Here is a 25,068-nt window from a genome sequence, read left to right as displayed (position 1 = left end):
CGACAACGTGACCATGGACGTCACGCTGATCGTGCCGGTGGCCATGGAGGAGAAGCTGCGCTTCGCCATCCGCGAGGGCGGCCGAACCGTCGGCGCCGGCGTCGTCGCCGCCATCAACGCGTAGTCGCTCGAGCGATTCGGCACGGCCGGCGGTCTCCGCCGGCCGTGTCTCGTCGCGGAGGCCGCGGGATCGGCTCGCGACCCCGTTGTCACCGCCTGACATCGGCATTCCATCCCTCCCTGCCCACCCCGAGCTTGACAGGGAGCCGTCGGTTTATTTTCCTGCCATCCGCGACGAGCCGCGGAGCCCCAGGAATGAACACCGCCATCGGGTTTCCGTGGCCGACGCGCCGCCTGTGGCTCGCCGCCGCCGCGAGCGCGATCCTGATTTGCCCGGCCCGTGCCGACGCCCTGAGCGACGGACGCTTCCGCGACGAGGTGGCGGCCATCCTGCGGGCGATCCGGCCGGGCGCGGAGATCCGCCGCGACCGTGATCCGGGACAGATCCTGGTCGGCCGCAGCACGATCGCCCTCACCAACCTGTATCCGCGGGTCGCCCCACTCGCCGGCGACGCGCGCCGGCGGATGATCGAGGCGTATCTCTCCACCGCGCTGAAGGACATGGACGCGGCGCCGTCGCCCGGCGAGCCGAGCCTCGCGGCGATCCGGGCGCAGCTGCGCCCGCAGCTCCTGCCGCGCGCGATCCTCGCCCAGGTGCCGGACCTCGCCACGCGGACCTTCTCGGAGACCCTGGTCGTGGCCTACGTCATCGATGGGGCGGACCGGATGCGCTACCTGACCCGGCCGATGCTCGAAGGGTGGGGCGTCGATGCCGCGGCGATCCGAACCGCCATCGAGGTTCCGGCGCTGGCCAACCTCGCCGAGGCCTCGAAGGAGGCCGCGTTCGCCCTCGCGGTCGACGGCGGCACCCCCATCCTCGCCATGACCAATGCCGGCGATGACTACGACGCCGCGCGGCTGATGTTGCCCGGCTATCTCGACGAGATCCGCACGGCGCTGAAAGCCGATGGCATCACGGTCGCGATCCCGACCCGCGACCTGCTGATGGCGTGGCCCGCCGACAGCAAGGCCCGCATCGGCCTCGCCGCGGAGGTGCGCGACCGGCTGCGGAAGGGCCCTTACGGCCGCAGCGACGAGCTCTTCCGCTTCGACCGAACGGGACTGCGCCCGCTGACGGCGGCGGAGCGCGCCGATCACGGTCGGTGACGCATTTCCGGCGTTCCCGGCTCTTGCATCCCGGCGCCCGATCGGGCATTGGGCGTCGCGATAGGAGTGTAGCTCAACTGGTCAGAGCGCCGGTCTCCAAAACCGGAGGTTGCGGGTTCGAGTCCCTCCACTCCTGCCAGTCTGCATTTCCTGCCGTTCCAAGCCACGCTCCTGACGCTCGCGACGCGCCGCGGCTGTCGACAACCCCGACGACTTGCGCTAGAGCGGGCGCACTCCGAGATCGATGTCGGCTGTCGGTTCGGGCTCGTTCGGGCGAGCTTCCGAACCCGTCGTCATTCTCGAAACCCGGTTCCTGACGCCATGGCATCGAACGAAGCGACCAAGAAGGCCGATCCGGCGCGCAGCCCGATCCGCGGCGCGGCTTCCCAGCCGCCGCAGCGCAACGCTCCGCCGGCCCGGCCCGCGCCGAAGCGCGTCGGCCCGCTGGAGTTCCTCGGGCAGGTGCGCGACGAGGGCCGCAAGGTCACGTGGCCGACCCGCAAGGAGACCACGGTCACCACGATCATGGTCTTTGTGATGGTGGTGGTCGCGAGCCTGTTCTTCACGGTGGTCGACCAGGGCCTTCGTTACCTCGTCGGCCTGATCCTGGGCCTGTAGGCAACACACACCGTCCGCGGGCCCCGGCCCGACGCGAACATGCAGGAGTCGATCAGAACCGTGTCGAAGCGCTGGTACATCGTCCACGCCTACTCGAACTTCGAGAACAAGGTCGCCCAGTCCATCAAGGATCAGGCGGCCCAGCGTGGGCTCATGGACCTCTTCGAGGAGGTGATGGTCCCGACCGAGAAGGTCGTCGAGGTCCGCCGCGGCCGCAAGGTCGACGCGGAGCGGAAGTTCTTCCCCGGCTACGTGCTGGTGAAGTGCGACCTCACCGACGAGGTCTACCACCTGATCAAGAACACCCCGAAGGTGACGGGCTTCCTCGGCGCCGACAAGTCGAAGCCGGTGCCGATCCCGGACGCCGAGGCCGAGCGGATCAAGGGCCAGGTCGCCGAGGGCGTCGACCGTCCGAAGCCGTCGATCTCCTTCGAGATCGGCGAGACCGTCCGCGTCGCCGACGGCCCCTTCGCCTCGTTCAACGGCACCGTCGAGGAAGTCGACGAGAGCCGCTCGCGCCTGAAGGTCGCCGTGTCGATCTTCGGCCGCGCCACCCCGGTGGAACTCGAATACGCCCAGGTCGAGAAGGCCTGACGTAGAGCGGATCGGGAGGAGCGAATAGCGGATCGAGGGCACCGCGCCCTTTCGGATCGGCCGATGCGATGCACCGGCCCGCCCATTCCGTCTTCGCTGCTTCCTGTTCGCGAAAGCCCGCGGAAGGCCCGCCCGGTTCGCCGCCGGGGCCAACGGTCCGCACCGCGACCTGCAACCGCCCGTCCGACCGAGCCTCAGGCAGCCCGGCGGCGCGCAATCATTTGGGAGCAGTCCCATGGCGAAGAAGATCACGGGCTACGTGAAGCTTCAAGTCCCGGCCGGCGCCGCCAACCCGTCGCCGCCGATCGGTCCCGCGCTCGGTCAGCGCGGCCTCAACATCATGGAATTCTGCAAGGCCTTCAACGCGAAGACCGCGCAGATCGAGAAGGGAACCCCGATCCCGGTCGTGATCACGGCCTACCAGGATCGCAGCTTCACCTTCGAGATGAAGCAGCCGCCGGTCACCTTCTTCCTGAAGAAGGCCGCGGGCCTGAAGATCGGCAAGAAGCCGGCCTCCGGCTCCAAGACCCCCGGCAAGGGCCCGACCGTCGGCAAGGTCTCCGAGGCGCAGCTTCGCGAGATCGCCGAGAAGAAGATGCCCGACCTGAACTGCGATTCGGTGGATGCCGCCGTCGCGATGATCCGTGGCTCCGCGCGGGCCATGGGCCTCGAAGTCACCGCGTAAGGGGAGGGCACCATGGCACACGAAGGCAAGCGCATCCGCGCCGCCCGCGAGGGCATCGACCCGACCAAGCTCTACGGGATCGCCGAGGCGATCGCGATGGTGAAGGCCAAGGCCAACGCCAAGTTCGACGAGACCGTCGAGGTCTCGATGAACCTCGGCGTCGACCCGCGCCACGCCGACCAGATGGTCCGCGGCGTCTGCAACCTGCCCAACGGCTCCGGCCGGACGGTGCGGGTGGCGGTGTTCGCCCGCGGCGCCAAGGCGGACGACGCCCGGGCGGCCGGTGCCGACATCGTCGGCGCCGAGGACCTGCTCGAGATCGTCCAGGGCGGCAAGATCGAGTTCGATCGCTGCATCGCCACCCCGGACATGATGCCGCTCGTCGGCCGGCTCGGTAAGGTGCTCGGCCCCCGCGGCCTGATGCCGAACCCGAAGGTCGGCACCGTCACCATGGACGTGAAGTCCGCGGTCGCCGGCGCCAAGGGCGGCTCGGTCGAGTTCCGCGTCGAGAAGGCGGGCATCGTCCACGCCGGCATCGGCAAGGTCTCGTTCGACGAGGCCAAGCTCGTCGAGAACATCAAGGCGTTCGCCGACGCGGTGGCCAAGGCCAAGCCCGCCGGCTCCAAGGGCACCTACATCCAGCGCATCGCCGTCACCTCGACGATGGGCCCGGGCGTGAAGGTCGAGCCGGGCTCCGTCCTCGGCGCCTGACCGTCCCGCTACGACGACACGATCGAAGCGCACGGCCCCTGCGGCCGGGCGTTTTTCGTTGCGCGTCGTGCCGGGTCCCGGACAGCCGAAGCGTCGGCCGAGGGCGATCCGAGGCCCTGCGCAGACAGCCCCGCGGAGCGGCCCCCGCACCCGGCGATCACGATGCAGATTGCCGCGGCGAAGGGGGGCGCCAACAGTCGCAGCTGTGCTAAATAGGGCGCCATGCGATGCAACCTCTCCGTTCAGACCCAGCGACGCATCCTGTGCGTCTTCCCCGCCTACACGCCGTCCTTCGGGACCTTCTCCCACGCCTACCCGCTGATGGGCGGCGTGAAGGCCTTCATGCCGCCCCAGGGCCTGCTGCTGATCTCGGCCTACATGCCCGAGACCTGGGAGTGCCGGTTCGTCGACGAGAACATCAAGCGCGCCACCCCTGAGGAGTTCGCCTGGGCCGACGCGGTGTTCGTGTCGGGCATGCACATCCAGGAGCCGCAGATCCACGAGATCGCCAAGCGTGCGCACGCCGCGGGCAAGGTGACGGTGCTCGGCGGCCCCTCGGTCTCCGGCGCCCCCGAGAAGTATCCCGACTTCGACTACCTCCACATGGGCGAGATCGGCGACGCCACGGACGCGCTCGTCGCGATCCTCGACCGCGACCTGGCGCGGCCCCCGTCCCAGGTCCGGCTCGAGACCAAGGAGCGGCTGCCGCTCTCGGACTTCCCGGCGCCGGCCTACGAGGCGGCCCCGCTGAAGCGCTACCTGATCGGCTCGCTGCAATTCTCCTCGGGCTGCCCCTACCGCTGCGAGTTCTGCGACATCCCGCAGCTCTACGGGCGCCAGCCGCGGCTGAAGAGCCCCGAGCAGATGTGCGCCGAGCTCGACGCGATCATCAGCCAGCCCGGCCACCCGGCGGTGGTCTACTTCGTCGACGACAACTTCATCGCCAACCGCAAGGCGACACGGGACATGCTCCCGCACCTCGTCGCGTGGCAGAAGAAGAACGACTACCCGCTCCAGTTCGCCTGTGAGGCGACCCTCAACATGGCCAAGCAGCCCGAGATCCTCGAGCTGATGCGGCAGGCGAACTTCATGACCGTGTTCGTCGGCATCGAGACGCCGGAGGAGGACGCGCTCAAGGGCATCGACAAGACCCACAACGCCGCCGTGCCGATGTACGGCGCGATCGAGACGCTGAACTCCTACGGCCTCGAGGTGACGTCGGGCATCATCCTCGGCCTCGACTCCGACTCGGACGCCTCCGAGCAGTACCTGATCGACTTCATCGACAAGTCGGGCATCCCCGTCCTGACGATCAACATCCTCCAGGCCCTGCCGAAGACGCCGCTCTGGGACCGGCTGCAGCGGGAAGGGCGTCTCGTCCACGACGCGGCGCTCGAGTCGAACGTCCTGTTCAAGCGCCCGCACGACACCGTGGTGTCGAGCTGGCGCCGGGCGATCGCGCACGCCTATGCGCCGGAGAAGATCTTCGAGCGCTTCAAGCACCAGTGCGCGACGACCTACCCGAATCGCATCGTCACCCCGACGAAGGGCAAGCTGACCTTCACCAACCTGCGCCGCGGGCTGATCCTCGGGTTCAACATCATCACCCGGGTGGGCATCTTCTCGGATTACCGCAAGCCGTTCTGGTCGGCGGCCGTCTACGCCCTGAGGCGTGGGCAGATCGAGGCGGTGTTCAACATGGGCTTCGTCGCCCACCACCTGATCCGATTCACCCGCGAGGCCCTGCGCGGCGAGCACAACGCCTCGTTCTACGCGGCCAAGGCCGCCGAGACCGAGGCGGCGCGGCAGCGCTCGTGGTGGGAGAACGCGCGCAAGCGCTTCGTGCCGGAGCGCGAGGCAGCCTAACCGAGCGGGCCGACCGTCGAGACGTTACCGGGCTGTGTCCGAGACGGCGATGCGGTAGCGCCACGGCGGCGCTCCGAGCCCCAACACCGACAGCGTGTTCCATCGGGCGAGGAGCCGATGTGCGAGCATCGGGCCCAGGATGCCGAAGGCCGTCCCCGAGATCAGGTAGACCATGGGGTCGGGCGGAACGTGCAGGCGCGTCATGGCCACGCGCAGGCCGGCCGCGGCCAGCGAGTGCATGACGAAGATCGAGAGCGAGAGCAGGCCGACCGTGGCGAGCGCGCCGCCACCGATACGCTTACTCACCCACACGACGCCGAGAATGCCGAGACAACAGGCAGGTAGCGCCGCTAGCGCCATCGGGCTGAAACCGGAGACCGTCCAGGCCCCCACGACCGCCAGGGCGAAGCCCGTCCAGATGAGTGCGATCCCCGACAGGCTCACCGGCGTCCGCCAAGCCGCCACGGCGTGCCCGGCATAGGCACCTGCGAGATAGAACGGAAGGTTGTGCAGGGTCAGCGCGAGGCTTGGAACCTCCGGGAGCCGAAAGAAGATCACGAATCCCGCCGCCGCGATGGCGGCGAACAGTCTGCGATCGGGAATCATGGCGGCCAGCACGTGGCAGATCAGAAGGGCGTAGAGAAACCAAAGCGGTCCGAGGGGACGGTACGGGAAGGCGAGAAGGTCGGCGGGAGTGACATGCGTGTTGATGTCCTGCGCCAGCAGGATCATCACGCTGCCCTGGATGAACGTCCAGATCACGTAGGGAAGGCCGATCGTCCAGAGCTTGGCTTGGAGAAACGGCACCCGTCCGCGTCGCAGGCTCCCGGGCAGGTTCAGTCCGGCCAGGAAGAAGAACAGCGGCATGTGGAAGGTGTACAGACCGAAATCCACCCACTGGGTCGCGGATGTGTCAGGCACGATCCCCGCCTTGACGGTTCCCCGGAGGACGTGGCCGAACACGACCAGAATGATCCCGATGCCGCGCGCGACGTCGATCCAGTCCTGCCGTTGTACGCGCTGCATGGGACTCGCTTCGAGGTAGGGCTGCGCGGCACACGGCCATGACGACGCCCGAACCTTCAGCGCAATCGGTCGAAATCCGGCAGCCCGGTGGAGAGCTTATCAAGCGTCGGCGAAGGCCAACCATCCGCACCGAATCGCAAATCCAACGCAGAGTCCGTCCGAGAAGCCGCTCGGAGCCATCGACCGGCTCGGATAGGATCGGTCACCCGAGGACACCGCGCGTTTGCCTAAGTCGGAAAAGTCGCGTCTCGGCCCTTGGCAGGCGGCTTGCTTGGCTCTATAAACCGCGCTCCACGCAATTTTCATGTTTGTTCAGGGAGCCCGTCCGCCCGGTCGGGTTCCGTATCGAGACGCCGCCTGGGTGACCGGGCGTCGATGGCCGGCAGGACCTGAGGGGTGAAAACCTCTGAGGGCCGCGTCCGGCCATGTCCTGTCCGAGACTGCAGGTGCCGGTTCGCCGGCTTAATCCCCCAACCTGCACAGACGGGGAAGACCGCATTTTCGAAGCGCCCAACCGATGAGGGACGGCGTGAAGGCATCGGTTTGAACCATCTCAGCCCTTAGGCATCGCACCCCTCGCGGGGGCGGCACCGGGGGACAGGGCCGTGAAGCGTCGTCCAGGACGTTTTCGGCTTCCATGAGGCCGAAGATCCGTCCCGGGCGGCACGTGCAACCGGCGGACCCATTCTCGGGTTCCGCCCAACCGGAGAGAGCCCCAGTGGACAGGACAGCAAAAGCTGATCTCGTCTCGACGCTCAACGGCGTGTTCGCAAAGAGCGCCGTCGTCGTCGTGGCCCACTACAAAGGCCTCACGGTCGCCGAGATGCAGAAGCTGCGTTCGCAGATGAAGCTCGCCGGCGCCACCGTGCAGGTCGCGAAGAACAGCCTCGCCAGCATCGCTCTCGATGGCACGGACGTCGCCTCCATCAAGCCCCTCCTGAAGGGCCCGACCCTGCTCGCCTATTCGAGCGATCCGGTCGCGGCCGCCAAGGTGGCGGTGGATTTCGCCAAGGCCAACGACAAGCTCGTGATCCTCGGCGGCGCCATGGGCGCGACCGCTCTGAACCCAGACGGCGTGAAGGCCCTCGCCTCGCTCCCGTCCCTCGACGAACTGCGCGCCAAGATCGTGGGCCTCGTCCAGGCTCCCGCGACCAAGATCGCACAGGTCGTCAATGCGCCGGCGGCCAAGCTCGCCCGCGTGTTCGGAGCCTATGCCACCAAGGACGAAGCGGCCTGACGGTCGTTTCCCCTTTCAAACCCATCCCTTCACACCGATATCGTTAGAGGATCATCACCATGGCTGATCTTGCCAAGCTCGTCGACGACCTGTCGTCGCTGACCGTTCTCGAGGCCGCCGACCTCGCCAAGATGCTTGAGGAGAAGTGGGGCGTCTCCGCCGCCGCCGCCGTCGCCGTGGCTGCCGGCCCGGCCGCCGGCCCGGCTGCTGCCGCCGAGGAGCAGACCGAGTTCACGGTCATGCTCACCGCCGCCGGCGACAAGAAGATCGAGGTCATCAAGGAGGTCCGCGCGATCACCGGCCTCGGCCTCAAGGAAGCCAAGGACCTCGTCGAGGGCGCCCCGAAGGCCGTCAAGGAGTCGGTCGCCAAGGACGAGGCCGAGAAGCTCAAGGCGCAGCTCGAGAAGGCCGGCGCCAAGGTCGAGCTCAAGTAAGCCGACGATGGGCCGATCCCCGGCCCGTCACCGCGCGGCCGGTTCCCTCGGGAGCCGGGCGTGACCGCAGCCCGCGGGTGTTCGCACCCGCGGGCTGAGGCCGCTTCGGCGGCCGGCGGACCCTGAGACGGGTTCCGGCTCGGAACGAGCCGATCGAGATCATGAATTCGGGTGGCGCGGTCCGGCGGGACGCGAGCCATGGCCCGGCGCGGGAGTCGGCGAGACTTCCCCGGGCGACCAGGACGCGAAGATGGTGGAGCGAGGTCACATGGCCAATACGCTGGTCGGTCGCAAGCGCATTCGGAAGTTCTTCGGTAAGATCAAGGAAGTCGCCGAGATGCCGAACCTCATCGAGGTTCAGAAGGCGTCCTACGACCAGTTCCTGATGATGGACGAGCCCGAGGGCGGCCGCGGCGACGAGGGCCTGCAGAGCGTGTTCCGGGGCGTGTTCCCGATCTCGGACTTCTCCTCGACGGCGCTCCTCGAATTCGTCCGCTACACGTTCGAGCAGCCGAAATACGACGTCGACGAGTGCCGCCAGCGCGGCATCACCTTCGCGGCCCCGCTGAAGGTGACGCTGCGGCTGATCGTGTTCGACGTCGATCCCGACACGGCGGCCAAGTCGGTCAAGGACATCAAGGAGCAGGACGTCTACATGGGCGACATGCCCCTGATGACGGAGAACGGCACCTTCATCGTCAACGGCACCGAGCGCGTCATCGTCTCGCAGATGCACCGCTCCCCGGGCGTGTTCTTCGACCACGACAAGGGCAAGACCCACTCCTCGGGCAAGCTGCTGTTCGCCGCCCGGATCATCCCGTATCGCGGCTCCTGGCTCGACGTCGAGTTCGACGCCAAGGACATCGTGCACGTCCGCATCGACCGGAAGCGCAAGCTGCCGGTGACGTCGCTGCTCTACGCGCTCGGGCTGTCCGGCGAGGAGATCCTGTCGACCTTCTACAACAAGGTCGTCTACGACCGGGACGGCGCCGACTGGCGCGTGCCGTTCGACGCCGAGCGGCTGAAGGGCTTCAAGGCCTCGGTCGACCTGATCGACGCCGATTCCGGCGAGGTCGTGCTCGAGACCGGCAAGAAGCTCAACGCCCGCAACGCCCGCCAGATCGCCGAGAAGGGGACCAAGTTCCTCAAGGCGACCGACGAGGACCTGGTCGGCCAGTACGTCGCCGAAGACCTCGTCGACGTGAACACCGGCGAGATCTGGGCCGAGGCCGGCGAGGAGATCTCCGAGAAGCTGCTCAAGAGCCTCGAAGAGGTCGGCGTCGCCGAGATCCCGGTGCTCGACATCGACCACGTCAACATCGGCCCCTACATCCGCAACACGCTCGCCGTGGACAAGAACTCCGCCCGCGAAGGCGCGCTGTTCGACATCTACCGCGTCATGCGCCCGGGCGAGCCGCCGACCCTGGAGACGGCCGAGGCCATGTTCCACTCGCTGTTCTTCGACAGCGAGCGCTACGACCTGTCCGCCGTCGGCCGCGTGAAGATGAACATGCGCCTCGACCTCGACGCCGAGGACACCGTCCGCACGCTCCGCAAGGAGGACATGCTGGCGGTCGTCATGGCGCTCGTCGAGCTGCGCGACGGCAAGGGCGAGATCGACGACATCGACCACCTCGGCAACCGCCGGGTGCGCTCGGTCGGCGAGCTGATGGAGAACCAGTACCGCCTCGGCCTGCTCCGCATGGAGCGCGCCATCCGCGAGCGCATGTCCCAGGTCGACATCGACACGGTGATGCCGCAGGACCTGATCAACGCCAAGCCCGCGGCCGCGGCCGTGCGCGAGTTCTTCGGCTCGTCGCAGCTGTCGCAGTTCATGGACCAGACCAACCCGCTCTCCGAGGTGACGCACAAGCGCCGCCTCTCGGCGCTCGGCCCGGGCGGCCTGACCCGCGAGCGCGCCGGCTTCGAGGTGCGCGACGTGCACCCGACCCATTACGGCCGCATCTGCCCGATCGAGACGCCGGAAGGCCCGAACATCGGCCTGATCAACTCGCTCGCGACCTTCGCGCGGGTGAACAAGTACGGCTTCATCGAGACTCCGTTCCGCCGGGTCAAGGACGGCGTCGTCACCAACGAGGTCTCGTACCTCTCCGCGATGGAGGAGGCGAAGTACTACGTCGCCCAGGCCAACGCGCAGATGGACGAGAACAAGAAGCTCACCGAGGAGCTGGTGGTCTGCCGCCGCGCCGGCGACGTGATCGTCGTCGGGCCGGAGCGCGTCGACCTGATGGACGTGTCGCCGAAGCAGCTCGTGTCGGTCGCCGCGGCGCTGATCCCGTTCCTCGAGAACGACGACGCCAACCGCGCGCTGATGGGCTCGAACATGCAGCGGCAGGCGGTGCCGCTGGTGCGCGCCGACGCGCCGTTCGTCGGCACCGGCATGGAGGCCGTGGTCGCCCGCGACTCCGGCGCCGCCATCGCCGCCCGCCGCTCCGGCATCGTCGACCAGGTGGACGCCACCCGCATCGTCATCCGCGCGACGGAGGAGGCCGACGCCACCAAGCCCGGCGTCGACATCTACCGCCTGCAGAAGTTCCAGCGCTCCAACCAGTCGACCTGCATCACGCAGAAGCCGCTGGTTCGCGTCGGAGAGCCGGTGAAGAAGGGCGAGATCATCGCCGACGGCCCGTCCACCGAGTTCGGCGAGCTCGCGCTCGGCCGCAACGTCCTCGTCGCGTTCATGCCGTGGAACGGCTACAACTTCGAGGACTCGATCCTGCTCTCCGAGCGGATCGTGAAGGATGACGTGTTCACCTCGATCCACATCGAGGAGTTCGAGGTGATGGCCCGCGACACCAAGCTGGGCCCGGAGGAGATCACCCGCGACATCCCGAACGTCTCGGAGGAGGCGCTGAAGAACCTCGACGAGGCCGGCATCGTCTACATCGGCGCCGAGGTCCATGCCGGCGACATCCTCGTCGGCAAGATCACGCCGAAGGGCGAGAGCCCGATGACGCCGGAGGAGAAGCTCCTCCGCGCGATCTTCGGCGAGAAGGCGTCCGACGTGCGCGACACCTCGCTCCGGGTCCCCCCGGGCGTGACCGGCACGATCGTCGAGGTCCGGGTGTTCAACCGCCACGGCGTCGACAAGGACGAGCGCGCCCAGGCGATCGAGCGCGAGGAGATCGAGCGCCTCGCCAAGGATCGCGACGACGAGCAGGCGATCCTGGACCGCAACACCTACGCCCGCCTCTCGGGCGTGCTGATCGGCCAGGCGCCGATCGCCGGGCCGAAGGGCTTCAAGAAGGAGACCACGCTGACGCGTGAGCTCATCAACGAGTACCCGCGCTCGCAATGGTGGCAGTTCGCCGTCGTCGAGGACCGTCTCATGACCGAGATGGAGGCGATGCAGAAGCAGTACGACGAGTCGAAGAAGCGCCTCGAGCAGCGCTTCCTCGACAAGGTCGAGAAGCTGCAGCGCGGCGACGAGCTGCCCCCCGGCGTGATGAAGATGGTCAAGGTCTTCGTCGCGGTGAAGCGCAAGATCCAGCCGGGCGACAAGATGGCCGGCCGCCACGGCAACAAGGGCGTGGTGTCGCGGATCGTGCCGATCGAGGACATGCCGTTCCTGGAGGACGGGACGCATGCCGACATCGTGCTCAACCCGCTCGGCGTGCCCTCGCGCATGAACGTCGGCCAGATCCTCGAAACGCACCTCGGCTGGGCCGCGGCCGGCCTCGGCCGCAAGGTCGGCAAGGCGGTCGACGCCTACCTGAAGAGCCAGGACATCGGCCCGCTGAAGGAGGAGATGCAGGCGATCTACTCCCCGTCGGAGCTGGAAGGCCTGTCGGACGAGGACATGGCCGAGGCTGCCAACAACGTGCGCCGCGGCGTGCCGATGGCGACCCCGGTGTTCAACGGCGCCAAGGAAGCCGACATCGAGACCATGCTGGAGATGGCCGGGCTCGACCGGTCGGCCCAGTCGACGCTCTACGACGGGCGCACCGGCGAGGCCTTCGACCGCAAGGTGACGATGGGCTACATCTACATGCTGAAGCTCCACCACCTCGTGGACGACAAGATCCACGCCCGCTCGATCGGCCCGTACTCGCTGGTCACCCAGCAGCCGCTCGGCGGAAAGGCGCAGTTCGGCGGGCAGCGCTTCGGCGAGATGGAGGTCTGGGCGCTGGAGGCCTACGGTGCGGCCTACACGCTGCAGGAGATGCTCACGGTGAAGTCGGACGACGTGGCCGGCCGCACCAAGGTCTACGAGGCGATCGTCCGCGGCGACGACACCTTCGAGGCCGGCATCCCGGAGAGCTTCAACGTGCTGGTGAAGGAGATGCGGTCGCTCGGCCTCAACGTCGAGCTGACCTCGTCCAAGAAGGCCGCCAACGACGCCCTGGAGCCGCCGGCCGACGCGGCCGAGTAGTCGAGACAAGACACCTCCCGTGCCGGCGCCAACGCCGGCACGGTTCGAGCGGGGAGGGGCGGAGCCTCCGGACGGGCCGACGGCCAGCGGCGCCTTTGAAGGGCGCGGCGCCGAGTTGATTTCAGGACGTGGACGGCGCCGGCGCAGGGCGCGCGTTCCCGTCAAGCAAGGAGCGGATCATGAACCAAGAGGTCATGAACCTTTTCAACCAGCAGGCTCAGCCCCAGAGCTTCGACCAGATCAAGATCTCGATCTCCAGCCCCGAAAAGATCCTCTCGTGGTCCTACGGCGAGATCAAGAAGCCCGAGACGATCAACTACCGGACCTTCAAGCCGGAGCGTGACGGCCTGTTCTGCGCCCGCATCTTCGGGCCGATCAAGGACTACGAGTGCTTGTGCGGCAAGTACAAGCGCATGAAGTACAAGGGCGTCATCTGCGAGAAGTGCGGCGTCGAGGTCACCCTCGCGCGCGTGCGGCGCGACCGCATGGGCCACATCGAGCTCGCCGCCCCGGTCGCCCACATCTGGTTCCTGAAGTCGCTGCCGAGCCGCATCGGCCTGCTGCTCGACATGCCGCTCAAGGACCTCGAGCGGATCCTCTACTTCGAGTCCTACTGCGTCATCGAGCCGGGCCTCACCCCCCTCAAGGAGCGCCAGCTCCTGTCGGAGGAGGAGTACCTGCGCGCCCAGGAGGAGTACGGCGAGGATTCGTTCACGGCGATGATCGGCGCCGAGGCGATCCGGCGCATCCTGCAGGAGCTCGACCTCGACGGCATCGCCGACTCGCTGCGCGAGGAGATCGCCACCACGACCTCCGAGCTGAAGCCGAAGAAGCTGCTGAAGCGCCTCAAGATCATTGAGGCGTTCCAGATGTCGGGCAACAAGCCCGAGTGGATGATCCTGACCGTCGTCCCCGTGATCCCGCCGGACCTGCGCCCGCTGGTTCCGCTCGACGGCGGCCGCTTCGCCACGTCGGACCTGAACGACCTCTACCGTCGCGTAATCAACCGCAACAACCGCCTCAAGCGTCTCATCGAGCTGCGCGCGCCCGACATCATCATCCGCAACGAGAAGCGGATGCTGCAGGAGGCGGTCGACGCGCTGTTCGACAACGGCCGCCGCGGCCGCGTCATCACCGGCGCCAACAAGCGCCCGCTGAAGTCGCTCGCCGACATGCTCAAGGGCAAGCAGGGCCGCTTCCGCCAGAACCTGCTCGGCAAGCGCGTCGACTATTCGGGCCGCTCGGTCATCGTGGTCGGCCCGGAGCTGAAGCTGCACCAGTGCGGCCTGCCGAAGAAGATGGCGCTCGAGCTGTTCAAGCCGTTCATCTACGCGCGTCTCGACGCCAAGGGCTTCTCGGCCACCGTCAAGCAGGCCAAGAAGCTCGTCGAGAAGGAGAAGCCCGAGGTCTGGGACATCCTCGACGAGGTGATCCGCGAGCACCCGGTGATGCTCAACCGCGCGCCGACGCTCCACCGCCTCGGCATCCAGGCGTTCGAGCCGAAGCTGATCGAGGGCAAGGCGATCCAGCTGCACCCGCTGGTCTGCGCCGCGTTCAACGCCGACTTCGACGGCGACCAGATGGCCGTGCACGTCCCCCTGAGCCTCGAGGCTCAGCTGGAGGCGCGCGTCCTGATGATGTCGACCAACAACATCCTGCACCCGGCCAACGGCCAGCCGATCATCGTGCCCTCGCAGGACATCGTCCTCGGCCTGTACTACCTCTCCATCGTCGGCGAGGGCCTGGTCGGCGCGTTCCAGCCCGACCACAAGACCAACCCGATGCAGGGCGTCTACGGCGACATGGGCGAGCTCGAGCACGCCCTGGCCGCCAAGTCGGTGAAGCTGCACTCGAAGATCAAGTGGCGCTGGAAGGGCATCGGCCCCGACGGCGAGCCGCTGACCAAGACCTATGACACCACGCCCGGCCGGGTGATTCTGTCCGGCGCGCTGCCGCTGCACGCCAAGGTGCCCTTCGACGTCGTCAACAAGCTGATGACCAAGAAGGAGATCTCGTCGATGATCGACACCGTCTACCGCCACTGCGGTCAGAAGGAGTCGGTGATCTTCTGCGACCGCATCATGGCGCTCGGCTTCAGCCACGCGTTCAAGGCCGGCATCTCGTTCGGCAAGGACGACATGGTCGTGCCGGAGAACAAGTGGACCATCGTCGACACCACGCGCACGCTGGTGAAGGACTATGAGCAGCAGTACAACGACGGCCTGATCACCCAGGGCGAGAAGTACAACAAGGTCGTCGACGCCTGGGCCAAGTGCTCGGACAAGCTCGCCGCCGAGATGATGCTCCGGATCTCGACCGTCCAGAAGGACGACCAGGGCGCCGACAAGCAGATCAACTCGATCTACATGATGAGCCATTCCGGTGCGCGCGGCTCGCCGGCGCAGATGAAGCAGCTCGCGGCGATGCGCGGCCTGATGGCCAAGCCCTCGGGCGAGATCATCGAGACGCCGATCATCTCGAACTTCAAGGAAGGCCTCGACGTGCTCGAGTACTTCAACTCCACCCACGGCGCCCGCAAGGGCCTCGCGGACACGGCGTTGAAGACCGCCAACTCCGGCTACCTGACCCGCCGCCTCGTCGACGTGGCGCAGGACGCGGTCATCCGCGAGGTCGATTGCGGCACCACCAACGGCATCAAGATGCGCGCCATCATCGATGCCGGCCAAGTCGTCGCGACGCTGGCGATCCGCATCCTCGGCCGCGCCACGGCGGAGGATCTCGTCGCCCAGGACGGCACGGTCATCGTCAAGACCGGCGAGACCATCGAGGAGCGCCACCTGCCCGCCATCCAGGCGGCCGGGATCCAGGAGGTGAAGATCCGCTCGGTGCTGGTGTGCCAGACCCGTCAGGGCGTCTGCGCCACCTGCTACGGGCGCGACCTCGCCCGCGGCACGCCCGTCAACATGGGCGAGGCCGTCGGCGTCATCGCGGCGCAGTCGATCGGCGAGCCGGGCACCCAGCTCACCATGCGCACCTTCCACATCGGCGGCGCGGCGCAGATCGCGGATTCGTCCTTCATCGAGTCGAGCTTCGAGGGCACGATCAAGATCCGCAACCGTGCGATCGCCAAGAACTCGGACGGCGACCTGATCGCCACCGGCCGCAACGTGGCGGTGGTGATCGTCGGCGCCGACGGCACGGAGCGGGCGGTGCACCGCCTCCAGTACGGCGCGCGCCTGCGTGTCGACGACGGCGACAAGGTCAAGCGCGGCCAGCGCATTGCCGAGTGGGACCCCTACACCCGCCCGATCATCACCGAGACGGACGGCGTGGTGATGTACGAGGACATGGTCGACGGCCAGTCGATCACCGAGACCACCGACGAGTCGACCGGCATCGCCAAGCGCGTCGTCATCGACTGGCGCGGCTCGGCGCGCACCTCGGACCTCAAGCCGGCGATGGTGGTCGTCGATGCCGAGGGCAAGCCGGTCAAGCTGCCGCGCGGCTCGGACGCCCGCTACTTCCTGCCGGTCGACGCCATCATCGGCTACGACCCGGGCGGCTCGGTGAAGGCCGGCGACATCCTCGCCCGCGTCTCCACCGACTCGGCCAAGACCCGCGACATCACCGGCGGTCTGCCGCGGGTGGCGGAGCTGTTCGAGGCGCGGCGCCCGAAGGACGCGGCGATCATCGCCGAGAAGTCGGGCACCATCGCCTTCGGGCGCGACTACAAGAACAAGCGCCGCCTGTCGCTGACGCCGCACGACGGCTCGGAGACGGTCGAGTACCTGATCCCGAAGGGCAAGCACATCCACCTTCAGGACGGGGACGTGGTCGAGCTCGGCGACTACATCGTCGACGGCAACCCGGCGCCGCACGACATCCTGGCGATCAAGGGCGTGGAGGAGCTGGCCGCCTACCTCGTCAACGAGATCCAGGAGGTCTACCGGCTCCAGGGCGTGTCGATCAACGACAAGCACATCGAGGTCATCGTCCGGCAGATGCTGCAGAAGGTCGAGATCACCGACGGCGGCGACTCGGACATCCTGGCGGGCGACCAGATCGACCGCACGGAGCTGACCGAGGTCAACGAGAAGCTCCTCGCCGAGGGCAAGAAGCCGGTCCAGGGCGTCCCCGTCCTGCTCGGCATCACCAAGGCGTCGCTGCAGACGAAGTCGTTCATCTCGGCGGCCTCGTTCCAGGAGACCACCCGGGTCCTCACGGAAGCCGCGGTCAACGGCAAGATCGACCACCTGGAAGGCCTCAAGGAGAACGTCATCGTCGGCTCGCTCATCCCCGCGGGCACCGGCTCGATGGTGGCCGACATCCGCGCGGTGGCACGCCGCCGCGACAGCATGATCCTCCAGCAGAAGGCGTCCGACAGCGGCGCCCGGCCGCTGGGCGAGCTGCCCTCGGCCGCGGCCGAGTAGGCCGCGAAGCGATTTACGACCTGCGAAAGGGCGGCCCAGCGGGCCGCCCTTTTCGTTTCGGGGGCTGGGCGATGCCGGCCGAAGGTCGGAGCCGCGGCAAGCGGAACCATGACCTTGGCCGTTCGTTCTGAGATCATGGAACACGTCAAGTCCACAATCCTCACGACCGCCCTGCTCGTTACGGGATTGATCACCGCCGCGCATGTTCTGCATCCGCGCGATCCGGCCTTCGAAACGCGCCGCGGACACTCTGTCGTCGCGTCCGCCGAAGCTGCGATGGCCTGGAGCGATCCGCCGGCGCGCGCGTCGCAGGCCGAGACGGCGGAAGCGACGCTGGCGCGTCCCGCCTCCTTCACCCTCCTGCCCGTCGCGATGACGGCGAGCCTGTCGGGGCTCGAGGATCAGCCGCAGGCGCGTCCGGTGCGGAAGGCCGAGCACGTCCATGCCCGCAGGGTGGCGCAGCCCAATGCGAGCAGCCGGCCGGCCGCGGCCCGGATCGAGCAGCAGGCCCCGAGCCCGGTCGCCTCGGCGACGCAGCCGGGCAAGCCGGTGGAGGGCGATCCGATCGGCGACCTGATGAAGGTCCTCGGCCTCAATCGCGACAGCGAGGGCTGATGCACATCCTCACGGCCGGCCCTCGGGCGGCCATGAGGATTGCAGGCGGCTTCGGTCGATCCCGCCCCCCGGTGGATCCATTCGCACCCACGTGGGCCGGTTCCTCGCGCGGCCACAAGCAGCGCGGACCTGCGATGGGGTCGTCCGATCCGGCCCGCTCAGCGCTTCTTGCCGAGCTCGGCGGCGATGTCCTTGATCATGCGCCCGGCCTTGCGGTGCGCCGTGGTCAGCTGGTCCTGCGTCACGCCCCAGCGCTTCATCCAGTACTCGACCGCCTTCCGCTCGGAGAGATCGAGCCGATCCTTGTCGATGAATCCGCGCTTGTCCTTGAGGCCTGCCATGGTCGCTTTCGAGAACAGGGTCGCCGCCGGGATCGTATCCGCCCGGCATGAGCGAGGCAGGTCGGCACGGCGCCGGCGCACGAGCCGTGGTGGATGGATCGGGACGACCGGTCGGTCGATGGCGATGTTTCGGCGGTGCGGCGGGACCGGTCAAGGGTTTCACCCTCGACGGGGCATCTCGGACTTCGCCGAAGCCCCGCCCGGGTGCCGGAGCCCGAGGCCTGGGCCTCGCGGCGTGCCGAGCGGTGCAAGCGGGCTGCCCGCGCCCCTCGGGCAGCCCTGGCGCCTCTTCGGCTACCAGCCGCCGTAGCCGTGCGGCCGGTCGCAGTGCCAGCGGTCGCCGTACCCGGCGGCGCGATAGCCGTAACCTTCCGGATCCGTCGCGTCGGAGCGCACGATCCGCGTGGTCCGGTAGACCACCTCGTCGTCGTATGCGCGGACGACGCGAGCGGGCCGATAGCGCACCACGGGGGGCGCATCTGCGTAGCCGTAGGCGGGCGCAGGGTCGCCATAGCCGTAGGCGGGCGCCGCGTGCGCCTCCGCGGCAGCGGCACCGAGGAGTGCGCCCGCGGCGAGCCCGCCGATCAGGCCGGCCGCGAGGGCACCGCCGCCCCGAGCCTCGGCTGCGGTGGTTCCGAACCCGCTCGCCGCGAAGAGCACGGCGGCTGTGACGGCAGCAATCTTCTTCATCGCCCATCTCCTGACACGTCGCGGGGCCGGCATCGTGCCGAAGCCCCGGCCTCGGCTGTCGAGGAGAAGATTGGCAGGGTATCGCTGGACCGACGCTGAAGCCCGTCGGCAGCAAGCGTTCAGCTTCCTCGACCGCGGTGGGCGAACGCCGCCCGGCGGCGCCGAAATGCCAGCGGAGAAGATTGCAGGACAGACGACGTCAGCAGGACGCGGCGACGCACCGAACGCGCACGAGATCTATCGATCATCGGCCTTTCAGGAGCGCTTATCAGTCAGCCGTGATGTCCGTGCGAAGAATCAGGGCCCGGGGTTCGGGCGCTTTCGAATGCGGCTCGTGTGAGCGGCGAAGGGCGCCGTCGTCGAAGAGCGCGGCCGCCCACAACCCGTTTTCATGCACCGACGCTTCGACGTACGACATCGAAACGTTGGTGCGGCCAAGAGGACTCGAACCTCCACCCCTTGCAGGACTAGCACCTCAAGCTAGCGCGTCTACCAATTCCGCCATGGCCGCATCGGCACCCGTCGGGTCCCGTTCGCTTCTCCGAGATCCGGGTCCGCTGCGGCGGCCGGCGTCTCGGGTGAGCGGCGCAGCGGATACCAGATCGATCCCGATCCGACAAGCGCCGCAGCGCGGCAATTCGGTGCCGCGGCCGAAGTTATGATGCCGGCTCCAGGCGGCTTTCCAGGAACGGCACGGCGCCGTCGCCGATGGTGACGCCCGGCGTGCGCACCGAATCCGCCTTGCGGATCAGCTCCGTCACCTCGATCGAGATGCGGTTGCCGGTCACCACGATCTGGCCGCGGGCCACGGGATGGTCGTTGGCGAGGATCTCGACCAGGTCGGTCTCGGTCGCCTCCAGCTCGATCACCGCGCCGCGTCCCATGCGCAGCAGCATGTGCAGCGGCATGCGGGAGCGCCCGAGCACCACCGTGAGATCGACCTTGAGGTCTTCCAGAACCGCCACGCGTCCACCGCCCCCATGCGCCTTGCCACCGGCACGGACCGGTGGAAGGAGAGCATTCCCGACGAAGGGTGAAGCCTTGGTAAACGCCGCGCACCGTCTCGCGATCGCGCCCGACACCTTCCTGCCGCGGGCGGGCTCTCCGCCGGTGGGCTGGCGGATCAGCGACGCGCCGGTCGCGTACGAGGAAGCCGTCGCGTGGATGGAGGCCCGCGCCGAGGCGATCGCGCGCGGGCTGGCGCCGGAATGCGTCTGGCTGCTGGAGCACCCGGCGCTCTACACCGCCGGCACTTCGGCCCGCGAGGCCGACCTCGTCGCGCCGGCGCGGCTGCCGGTGTACCGGACCGGGCGGGGCGGGCAGTACACCTATCACGGCCCCGGCCAGCGGGTCGCCTACGTGATGCTCGACCTCAACCGCCGCCGCACGGACCTGCGCGCCTACGTCGCCTGCCTGGAAGCCTGGATCATCGCGACGCTCGAGGCCTTCAACGTCCGGGCCGAACGCCGCGAGGACCGCGTCGGCGTGTGGGTGCGGCGGCCGGAGAAGGGCCAGGAGAACGGAGACGCCGTCGAGGACAAGATCGCGGCGATCGGCATCCGCGTGCGGCGCTGGGTCAGCTTCCACGGGATCAGCCTCAACGTCGAGCCCGACCTCGCGGACTTTTCCGGCATCGTCCCCTGCGGCATCCGCGGCCACGGCGTGACCAGCCTGGCCGACCTCGGCCGCATCGTCGCGATGCCGGAGGTCGACATGCAGCTGCGGGCCGGGTTCGAGGCGGTGTTCGGGGCGACCGTGGACGAGGCGGAATAGCGATCAGAAATCCGCGTGCAGCCGGGTGGCGAAGAAGTCCGCCGGGCCCCGGTCGCGGTTGTAGGCGGGGTTGATCACCCGCTGATAGTCGAAGGTCAGGGTCACGGTCTTGGTCAGGCCGATGGCGTAGTAGGCCTCGAGCGCCCGCTCGGGAGCGTAGTTCAGGCGCCCGTCGCCGATCAGCAGGCCGAGGCCGCCGGTGGCGAAGTAGGCCTGGTGCGCCTCGGTGAGGCCGTTCACCGTGGCGCCGAGGCCGACCGTGTCGCCTGCCCGGCCCCAGGCGGTCCCCTTGAGCGAGACGCCGCCCGACGCGCTCCGGTCGACGTCGGTGAAGGACAGGCTCTCGTTGCGCCCGTCCGACAAGCTGACGCGGGCGAAGACGCCGAGATCGGCCGTGACCGCCTGCTCGAGGTTGACGTAGCCGCCGGTCTTGCGCCGCGGGCGGCGGGTGGCGGCAACCGCGTCGTTGACGTCGTCGAAGACGCCCGACTGCGTCAGCGCGACGACCTGCCGATAGCGCGCGGTGTTGCCCTGGTTCGAGAAGAAGCCGATCCGCACCCGGCCCGGCTGCTCCAGCGCGGGCAGGACGTAGCGCCCCTCGAACTCGATGTTGGCGCCCTGGCGGTCGAACACCCGCGGGTCGAGCACGTCGCTCGACGGTTCCTTGGGCACCTGCGTGTAGGCGGCGCGCACCGCGAACTCGGCGCGGTTGTACTCGACGTAGACGCCTTGCGTGAAGCCGGGGAGGTTGGCCGGGAAGTCCCAGGCCGAGGCCGCCCAGAGCGACCAGTTCATGAAGTCGACGCGCGGATCGTGGGCGTAGACGTTGCCGTCGAAGAAGTCGCCGAGCGCGAACTTGCCGGCGACCACCGTGATCCGCTCGACGTCGCGGCGCGTGGCGACCTGGTTCGGGCCGTCGGGCACGTCCTCGGTCTCGCCGCCGAGGCCGAAGGTCTGGCGCACGAAGTAGCGGTTCGAGCGCAGCTTCGGGAACGGGGCGCCGGCCTTCTGCGCCTCGCCGTTGACGAAGCCGGCGACGCCCAGGGTCCGCGACAGGCCGAAGCCCTGGCTGAATTCCGGGTTGTAGTAGAGCTCGGTGCCCTCCCACAGTTTGAAGCCGACGAAGGCGGTCGCCGTCGTGGTCGCCTGGGCCTGGTGCGGCACCAGGCTGTTCGGGCCGAGATAGGGCGAGCGGAACCCGGTCACGCCCTGGTTGATGAAGGTGGTCTGGCCGTGGAGCGAGAACCGGCCGGTGTCGCCGTTGTCGGGGTCGTGCGGGGCCGCCTCGTCGGGCTCGGGCGGCAGCCGCAGCCCCGCCGGATACCAGGACAGCCGCGCCAGCATCTGGTTGGAGGTGACGTGCGCCTGCGTCGACACCGGGCCGAGGCCGGGCACCGCGCCGAGGTCGAACCGCCCGGTGCTGCCGAGATCGATGTAGCGGTAGTCGAGGCCGAGGGCGAGGTGCTCGGTGATCGCGTACTGGACGCCGGCCCCGAGGGTGAACCCGAGGGTTCCCCGGTCGGTCCTGGCCGTCGCGGCAGGGCCGCCGGCGCGGTCCGGATAGGTGGCGAGGAACCGCGTCTCGGCGCCGGCGAGGCCGAAGGTCGCGTAGATCAGCGCGCGCTCGAAGGCGAAGCCGAGGCGGGCGCGCAGGGCGCCGTAGAGGTCGGTCTTGGCGCGGATGACGTCGAAGACCGGGTCGAACCCCTCGTAGCCGAAGCCGGCGGCGGTCGAGGCGACCGGGCGCTTGAGGTTGGCGCCGGCGATGTCCGCCTCCAGGCCGTAGAGCCACGGGCCGGCCTGCCAGTTCCAGCCGCCGAACACGCCGCCGACGGCGGTGGTCGCCTCGCGGCTGCGGTCGGCGCGGCCGGTGGCATCCCCGGTCTTGAACGGCGGCACGGGGCGTCCGCCGATCGTGGTCGGTTCGAAGCCGAGGGCGCCGAAGGAGCCGCCGGCACTGCCCTCGATCCCGAGATAGCCCCCCGACCAGTCGACGAAGGCGGGCGCCGGCGCGCGCGCGACCGCGAGATCGGCGCCGAAGGCCTGCGCCGGAAGGAGGCAGGCACCGATCAGCCAGGCCGCGCGGCGACCGGCGACGCCCATCGATCCGGCGCTGTCCGCCTCGCCCCGATGCCGCATCGCCCTGATCCCCCGCACGTTCCGATGCGAGGTATAGCATTGGCTATAACTGCGGCAATCCCGGCCCTGCCGGCCTGCGCATTCCCGATCGCGACGTTGCAAAAATGCCCCGCGCTCGATGACGCGCGGATGACGCCGCTACGGGTGCCCCTCAGGCCGGCCCCGTGGCGACCGGGCGGCTCGGATCGCCCCCCCACTCGGACCACGACCCGTCGTAGAGCGCGCGGGCCTGGCGGCCGAGGCGGTCCAGCGCCAAGGCGACGATCGCCGCGGTGACGCCTGAGCCGCAGGTGGTGACGATCGGCCGGTCGGGGTCGACGCCGTTCTCGGCGAAGACCGCGCGGAGCGCGTCCGGCGCCTTGAGGTGCCCGTCGGTCAGCAGCGCGGCGTAGTGCAGGTTCCGGGCGCCGGGCATGTGGCCGGGGCGGATGCCGGGGCGGGGCTCCGGCTCCTCGCCGCGGAAGCGCGGCGCGGAGCGGGCATCGACCACCTGGGCGGTGCCGCCGGCCAGCGCGCGGGCGACATCGGCCGCGTCGGCGACGGCGCCGTGGTCGAGCCGAGCGGTGAAATGGCGCCGGTCGCGGACCCGCGGCTCGCCGTCCTCGGTCGGGTAGCCGGCCGCGACCCAGGCCGGCAGGCCGCCGTCGAGCACGCAGACGTCGCGGACGCCGAAGGTGCGCAGCATCCACCACACGCGCGGCGCCGAGAACAGGCCGAGCCCGTCGTAGACGACGATGTGCAGCCCGTCGCCGATGCCGAGCGCCCGCATCCGCGAGGCGAACACCTCCGGGCGCGGCATCATGTGCGGCAAGCCGGATTCGGTGTCGCTCATCGCGTCGATGTCGAAGCGGACCGCGCCCGGGATGTGGGCGGCGCGATACTCCGCCTCCGGGTCGCGCCCGGCGGCGGGCAGGTACCAGGAGGCGTCGAGCACCACGATGTCGGGCGCATCCAGGCGCTGGTGCAGCCATTCGGTCGAGACGAGCGCGGTGTCGGCCATGATGCGTCCGGGAAGTCGTTGCGGGCGATGTCGGCGCCACTCAATCACAGGGTGGAGACGGATGCACGCCCCGCCGAACGGTGCGCGGTCGCTAGGGCGGGCTTCGTTGGGAAGCCGGCCCGGGCGTCGCCGATCCGCTGCAACCGTCGCGGATCCCGTGCCGATGCTCCATGCTGCAGGGCAAGACATCGTGTCGCGCCGGTGCCGCCGGCTTACGTCCGCGTCAGACCCTGAAGGCTGTGCGCGGTTGCAAGATGCGCGGGGCGGTCTTGTTTTTCGCGGAGAACAAGACCAGTTATAACAACACCATGACACTGTCGCGCCGGCATTTTCGCCGGACCCGTATGGACCGAACGTCTCGATGGCACGGAGCATCGTGCGTTGCGGGATCGCTCGATACGGTGCGGCGTTCTCTCACCATCCCCCTGCCGGGCGGCCGTCGGCGCCAGCATGAGATTCCGCGAGCTTTAGTGCGATGAACCAACTCGTCCGCATGTCCCAGATCGGCGAAGCAGAGACCATCACCGAGCCGTCCGCCGAGTTGCGCGTGCCGTTCGCGCAGTCGGGCGCCTTCGTGTGCAAGTTCATCATCGGCGAGCCGAACGATCGCGCGATGTGCTGCGGCGCTCCGGTCGCCGAGGGGAAGAGCTGGTGCGCCTTCCACCGCCGCATCGTGTTCGAGCCGACCCGCCCCGGCCGCATCCGCTGAGCCCAGCGGCCGGCATCGAGGACTGCGCGAGCACGGCGCGGCCGTACGCGGATCGTCGGCGCCCTCGTGATCGAACGAGGGCGCCCGCACGCTAGTCCAGCCCGTCATCGTCGTCGTAGGGCCGGTAGCCGCGCACCATCCGCCCATCCGGATACTGCACCGAGCGGGAACGCACGACGAGGTAGCCGGCGGCCTGCGCCGCCGCGATGCGGCGCATCCGGTCGTCGCCCTCGGCGAAGATCGGGTTGCGCTCGCCATCGCCCGGGCCCACCACCCGCCCGACCGGCAGCGGAGCGTACGGGTAGGGCGGCGCTGAAAACGTCCGGGGGGTGTAGGCCCGCGCGGCGACCCGGCGCATCACCGGCCGCGCCGCCTCGCGACGCTCGACGACGCGCGGGGTCGCGATCCGAGCACGTGGTGTCGCGGCGATCACCTGCGGATGCGTGCGCCGGACCTCGCGCACCCGCTTGCGCACCGGCACTGCCGCCTGGCGGGTCGGCGAGGACGCCGGTGCCGTGGCCTTGCCCGCCGTCTCCGACCGGCTCGACGCGGCTCGTTCGTCCGCCGATCGGCCCGCGCTCGCTGTCGGCTCCGTCACCGGAGCGGCGGGGATTGCCGC

Annotated in this window: 20 protein-coding genes, 2 tRNA genes and 1 pseudogene; 15 read left to right on the top strand and 8 right to left on the bottom strand. The window is 68.9% G+C overall.

What is annotated here, in order from left to right; translation table 11 throughout:
• The 8 genes and pseudogenes from FV230_RS09325 to FV230_RS09290 form a co-directional block, all read left to right on the top strand.
• A pseudogene (locus FV230_RS09325) lies at positions 1-124 on the top strand (elongation factor Tu); the annotation flags it as partial.
• Positions 125-315: 191 nt separating this feature from the next.
• Complete coding sequence (locus FV230_RS09320) at positions 316-1,227, top strand: hypothetical protein (protein WP_147842162.1); 912 nt, start codon at positions 316-318, stop codon at positions 1,225-1,227.
• Positions 1,228-1,289: 62 nt separating this feature from the next.
• Positions 1,290-1,366 (top strand) — tRNA-Trp (locus FV230_RS09315).
• A gap of 182 nt (positions 1,367-1,548) precedes the next feature.
• Complete coding sequence (gene secE / locus FV230_RS09310; protein ID WP_147842161.1) at positions 1,549-1,845, top strand: preprotein translocase subunit SecE; 297 nt, start codon at positions 1,549-1,551, stop codon at positions 1,843-1,845.
• Positions 1,846-1,905: 60 nt separating this feature from the next.
• Positions 1,906-2,439, top strand: a complete 534-nt coding sequence (nusG, locus tag FV230_RS09305; RefSeq protein WP_147727676.1) for a transcription termination/antitermination protein NusG — start codon at positions 1,906-1,908, stop codon at positions 2,437-2,439.
• 235 nt (positions 2,440-2,674) lie between these two features.
• Entirely contained in the window at positions 2,675-3,124 is a 450-nt protein-coding gene (rplK, locus tag FV230_RS09300) for a 50S ribosomal protein L11 (protein WP_147727673.1), read from the top strand.
• 12 nt (positions 3,125-3,136) lie between these two features.
• Positions 3,137-3,835, top strand: a complete 699-nt coding sequence (gene rplA, locus FV230_RS09295) for a 50S ribosomal protein L1 (RefSeq protein WP_147727672.1) — start codon at positions 3,137-3,139, stop codon at positions 3,833-3,835.
• 222 nt (positions 3,836-4,057) lie between these two features.
• The gene (locus FV230_RS09290; protein WP_147842160.1) at positions 4,058-5,701 is read left to right on the top strand and encodes a B12-binding domain-containing radical SAM protein; all 1,644 of its coding nucleotides are present in this window, start codon (positions 4,058-4,060) and stop codon (positions 5,699-5,701) included.
• Positions 5,702-5,725: 24 nt separating this feature from the next.
• Here the strand turns inward: FV230_RS09290 and FV230_RS09285 are convergent, their stop codons facing one another.
• Entirely contained in the window at positions 5,726-6,727 is a 1,002-nt protein-coding gene (locus FV230_RS09285) for an acyltransferase (protein ID WP_147842159.1), read from the bottom strand.
• Between the two features lie 718 nt (positions 6,728-7,445).
• On the opposite strand from FV230_RS09285, the gene rplJ reads away from it, so the two are divergent.
• The 5 genes from rplJ (at position 7,446) to FV230_RS09260 (ending at position 17,797) form a co-directional block, all read left to right on the top strand.
• A complete protein-coding gene (rplJ, locus tag FV230_RS09280; protein WP_147727669.1) occupies positions 7,446-7,964 on the top strand; it encodes a 50S ribosomal protein L10 in 519 nt (172 codons plus the stop codon).
• A 59-nt stretch (positions 7,965-8,023) separates the two neighbouring features.
• The gene (gene rplL, locus FV230_RS09275; protein WP_147842158.1) at positions 8,024-8,398 is read left to right on the top strand and encodes a 50S ribosomal protein L7/L12; all 375 of its coding nucleotides are present in this window, start codon (positions 8,024-8,026) and stop codon (positions 8,396-8,398) included.
• 268 nt (positions 8,399-8,666) lie between these two features.
• Entirely contained in the window at positions 8,667-12,791 is a 4,125-nt protein-coding gene (rpoB, locus tag FV230_RS09270) for a DNA-directed RNA polymerase subunit beta (RefSeq protein ID WP_147842157.1), read from the top strand.
• Positions 12,792-12,970: 179 nt separating this feature from the next.
• The gene (gene rpoC, locus FV230_RS09265; RefSeq protein WP_147842156.1) at positions 12,971-17,182 is read left to right on the top strand and encodes a DNA-directed RNA polymerase subunit beta'; all 4,212 of its coding nucleotides are present in this window, start codon (positions 12,971-12,973) and stop codon (positions 17,180-17,182) included.
• Positions 17,183-17,458: 276 nt separating this feature from the next.
• Positions 17,459-17,797 carry a hypothetical protein gene (locus tag FV230_RS09260; RefSeq protein ID WP_187275452.1) on the top strand — a complete coding sequence of 113 codons (339 nt, stop codon included), beginning with the start codon at positions 17,459-17,461 and terminating at the stop codon, positions 17,795-17,797.
• Positions 17,798-17,955: 158 nt separating this feature from the next.
• Here the strand turns inward: FV230_RS09260 and FV230_RS09255 are convergent, their stop codons facing one another.
• From FV230_RS09255 to FV230_RS09240, 4 genes are all read right to left on the bottom strand, one after another.
• Complete coding sequence (locus FV230_RS09255; RefSeq protein WP_147842154.1) at positions 17,956-18,138, bottom strand: DUF3606 domain-containing protein; 183 nt, start codon at positions 18,136-18,138, stop codon at positions 17,956-17,958.
• Positions 18,139-18,432: 294 nt separating this feature from the next.
• Positions 18,433-18,828: a hypothetical protein gene (locus FV230_RS09250; RefSeq protein ID WP_147842153.1), complete on the bottom strand. Its 396-nt coding sequence runs from the start codon at positions 18,826-18,828 to the stop codon at positions 18,433-18,435.
• A 426-nt stretch (positions 18,829-19,254) separates the two neighbouring features.
• Positions 19,255-19,339, bottom strand: a tRNA-Leu gene (locus FV230_RS09245).
• A gap of 145 nt (positions 19,340-19,484) precedes the next feature.
• Complete coding sequence (locus tag FV230_RS09240) at positions 19,485-19,793, bottom strand: FliM/FliN family flagellar motor switch protein (protein ID WP_147728794.1); 309 nt, start codon at positions 19,791-19,793, stop codon at positions 19,485-19,487.
• A gap of 76 nt (positions 19,794-19,869) precedes the next feature.
• Between FV230_RS09240 and lipB the strand changes: the two genes are divergently transcribed.
• Positions 19,870-20,601: a lipoyl(octanoyl) transferase LipB gene (gene lipB / locus FV230_RS09235; RefSeq protein ID WP_147842152.1), complete on the top strand. Its 732-nt coding sequence runs from the start codon at positions 19,870-19,872 to the stop codon at positions 20,599-20,601.
• A 3-nt stretch (positions 20,602-20,604) separates the two neighbouring features.
• On the opposite strand, the gene FV230_RS09230 is transcribed toward lipB, so the two are convergent.
• Positions 20,605-22,704 (bottom strand): carbohydrate porin, encoded by a 2,100-nt coding sequence (locus FV230_RS09230; protein WP_147842163.1) that lies wholly within the window; start codon positions 22,702-22,704, stop codon positions 20,605-20,607.
• 187 nt (positions 22,705-22,891) lie between these two features.
• Complete coding sequence (gene sseA, locus FV230_RS09225) at positions 22,892-23,740, bottom strand: 3-mercaptopyruvate sulfurtransferase (protein WP_147842151.1); 849 nt, start codon at positions 23,738-23,740, stop codon at positions 22,892-22,894.
• Positions 23,741-24,215: 475 nt separating this feature from the next.
• Here sseA and FV230_RS09220 point away from each other — a divergent pair, with 475 nt between their 5' ends.
• Positions 24,216-24,449 (top strand): hypothetical protein, encoded by a 234-nt coding sequence (locus FV230_RS09220; protein WP_147729797.1) that lies wholly within the window; start codon positions 24,216-24,218, stop codon positions 24,447-24,449.
• A 91-nt stretch (positions 24,450-24,540) separates the two neighbouring features.
• On the opposite strand, the gene FV230_RS09215 is transcribed toward FV230_RS09220, so the two are convergent.
• Positions 24,541-25,068, bottom strand: a 528-nt coding sequence (locus tag FV230_RS09215; RefSeq protein WP_210248619.1) for a hypothetical protein, incomplete at its 5' end; no start/stop codon positions are given.

The organism is Methylobacterium sp. WL6, assembly GCF_008040095.1.
Lineage (GTDB): Bacteria > Pseudomonadota > Alphaproteobacteria > Rhizobiales > Beijerinckiaceae > Methylobacterium.
This window is presented reverse-complemented; position numbering and strand designations above follow the sequence as displayed.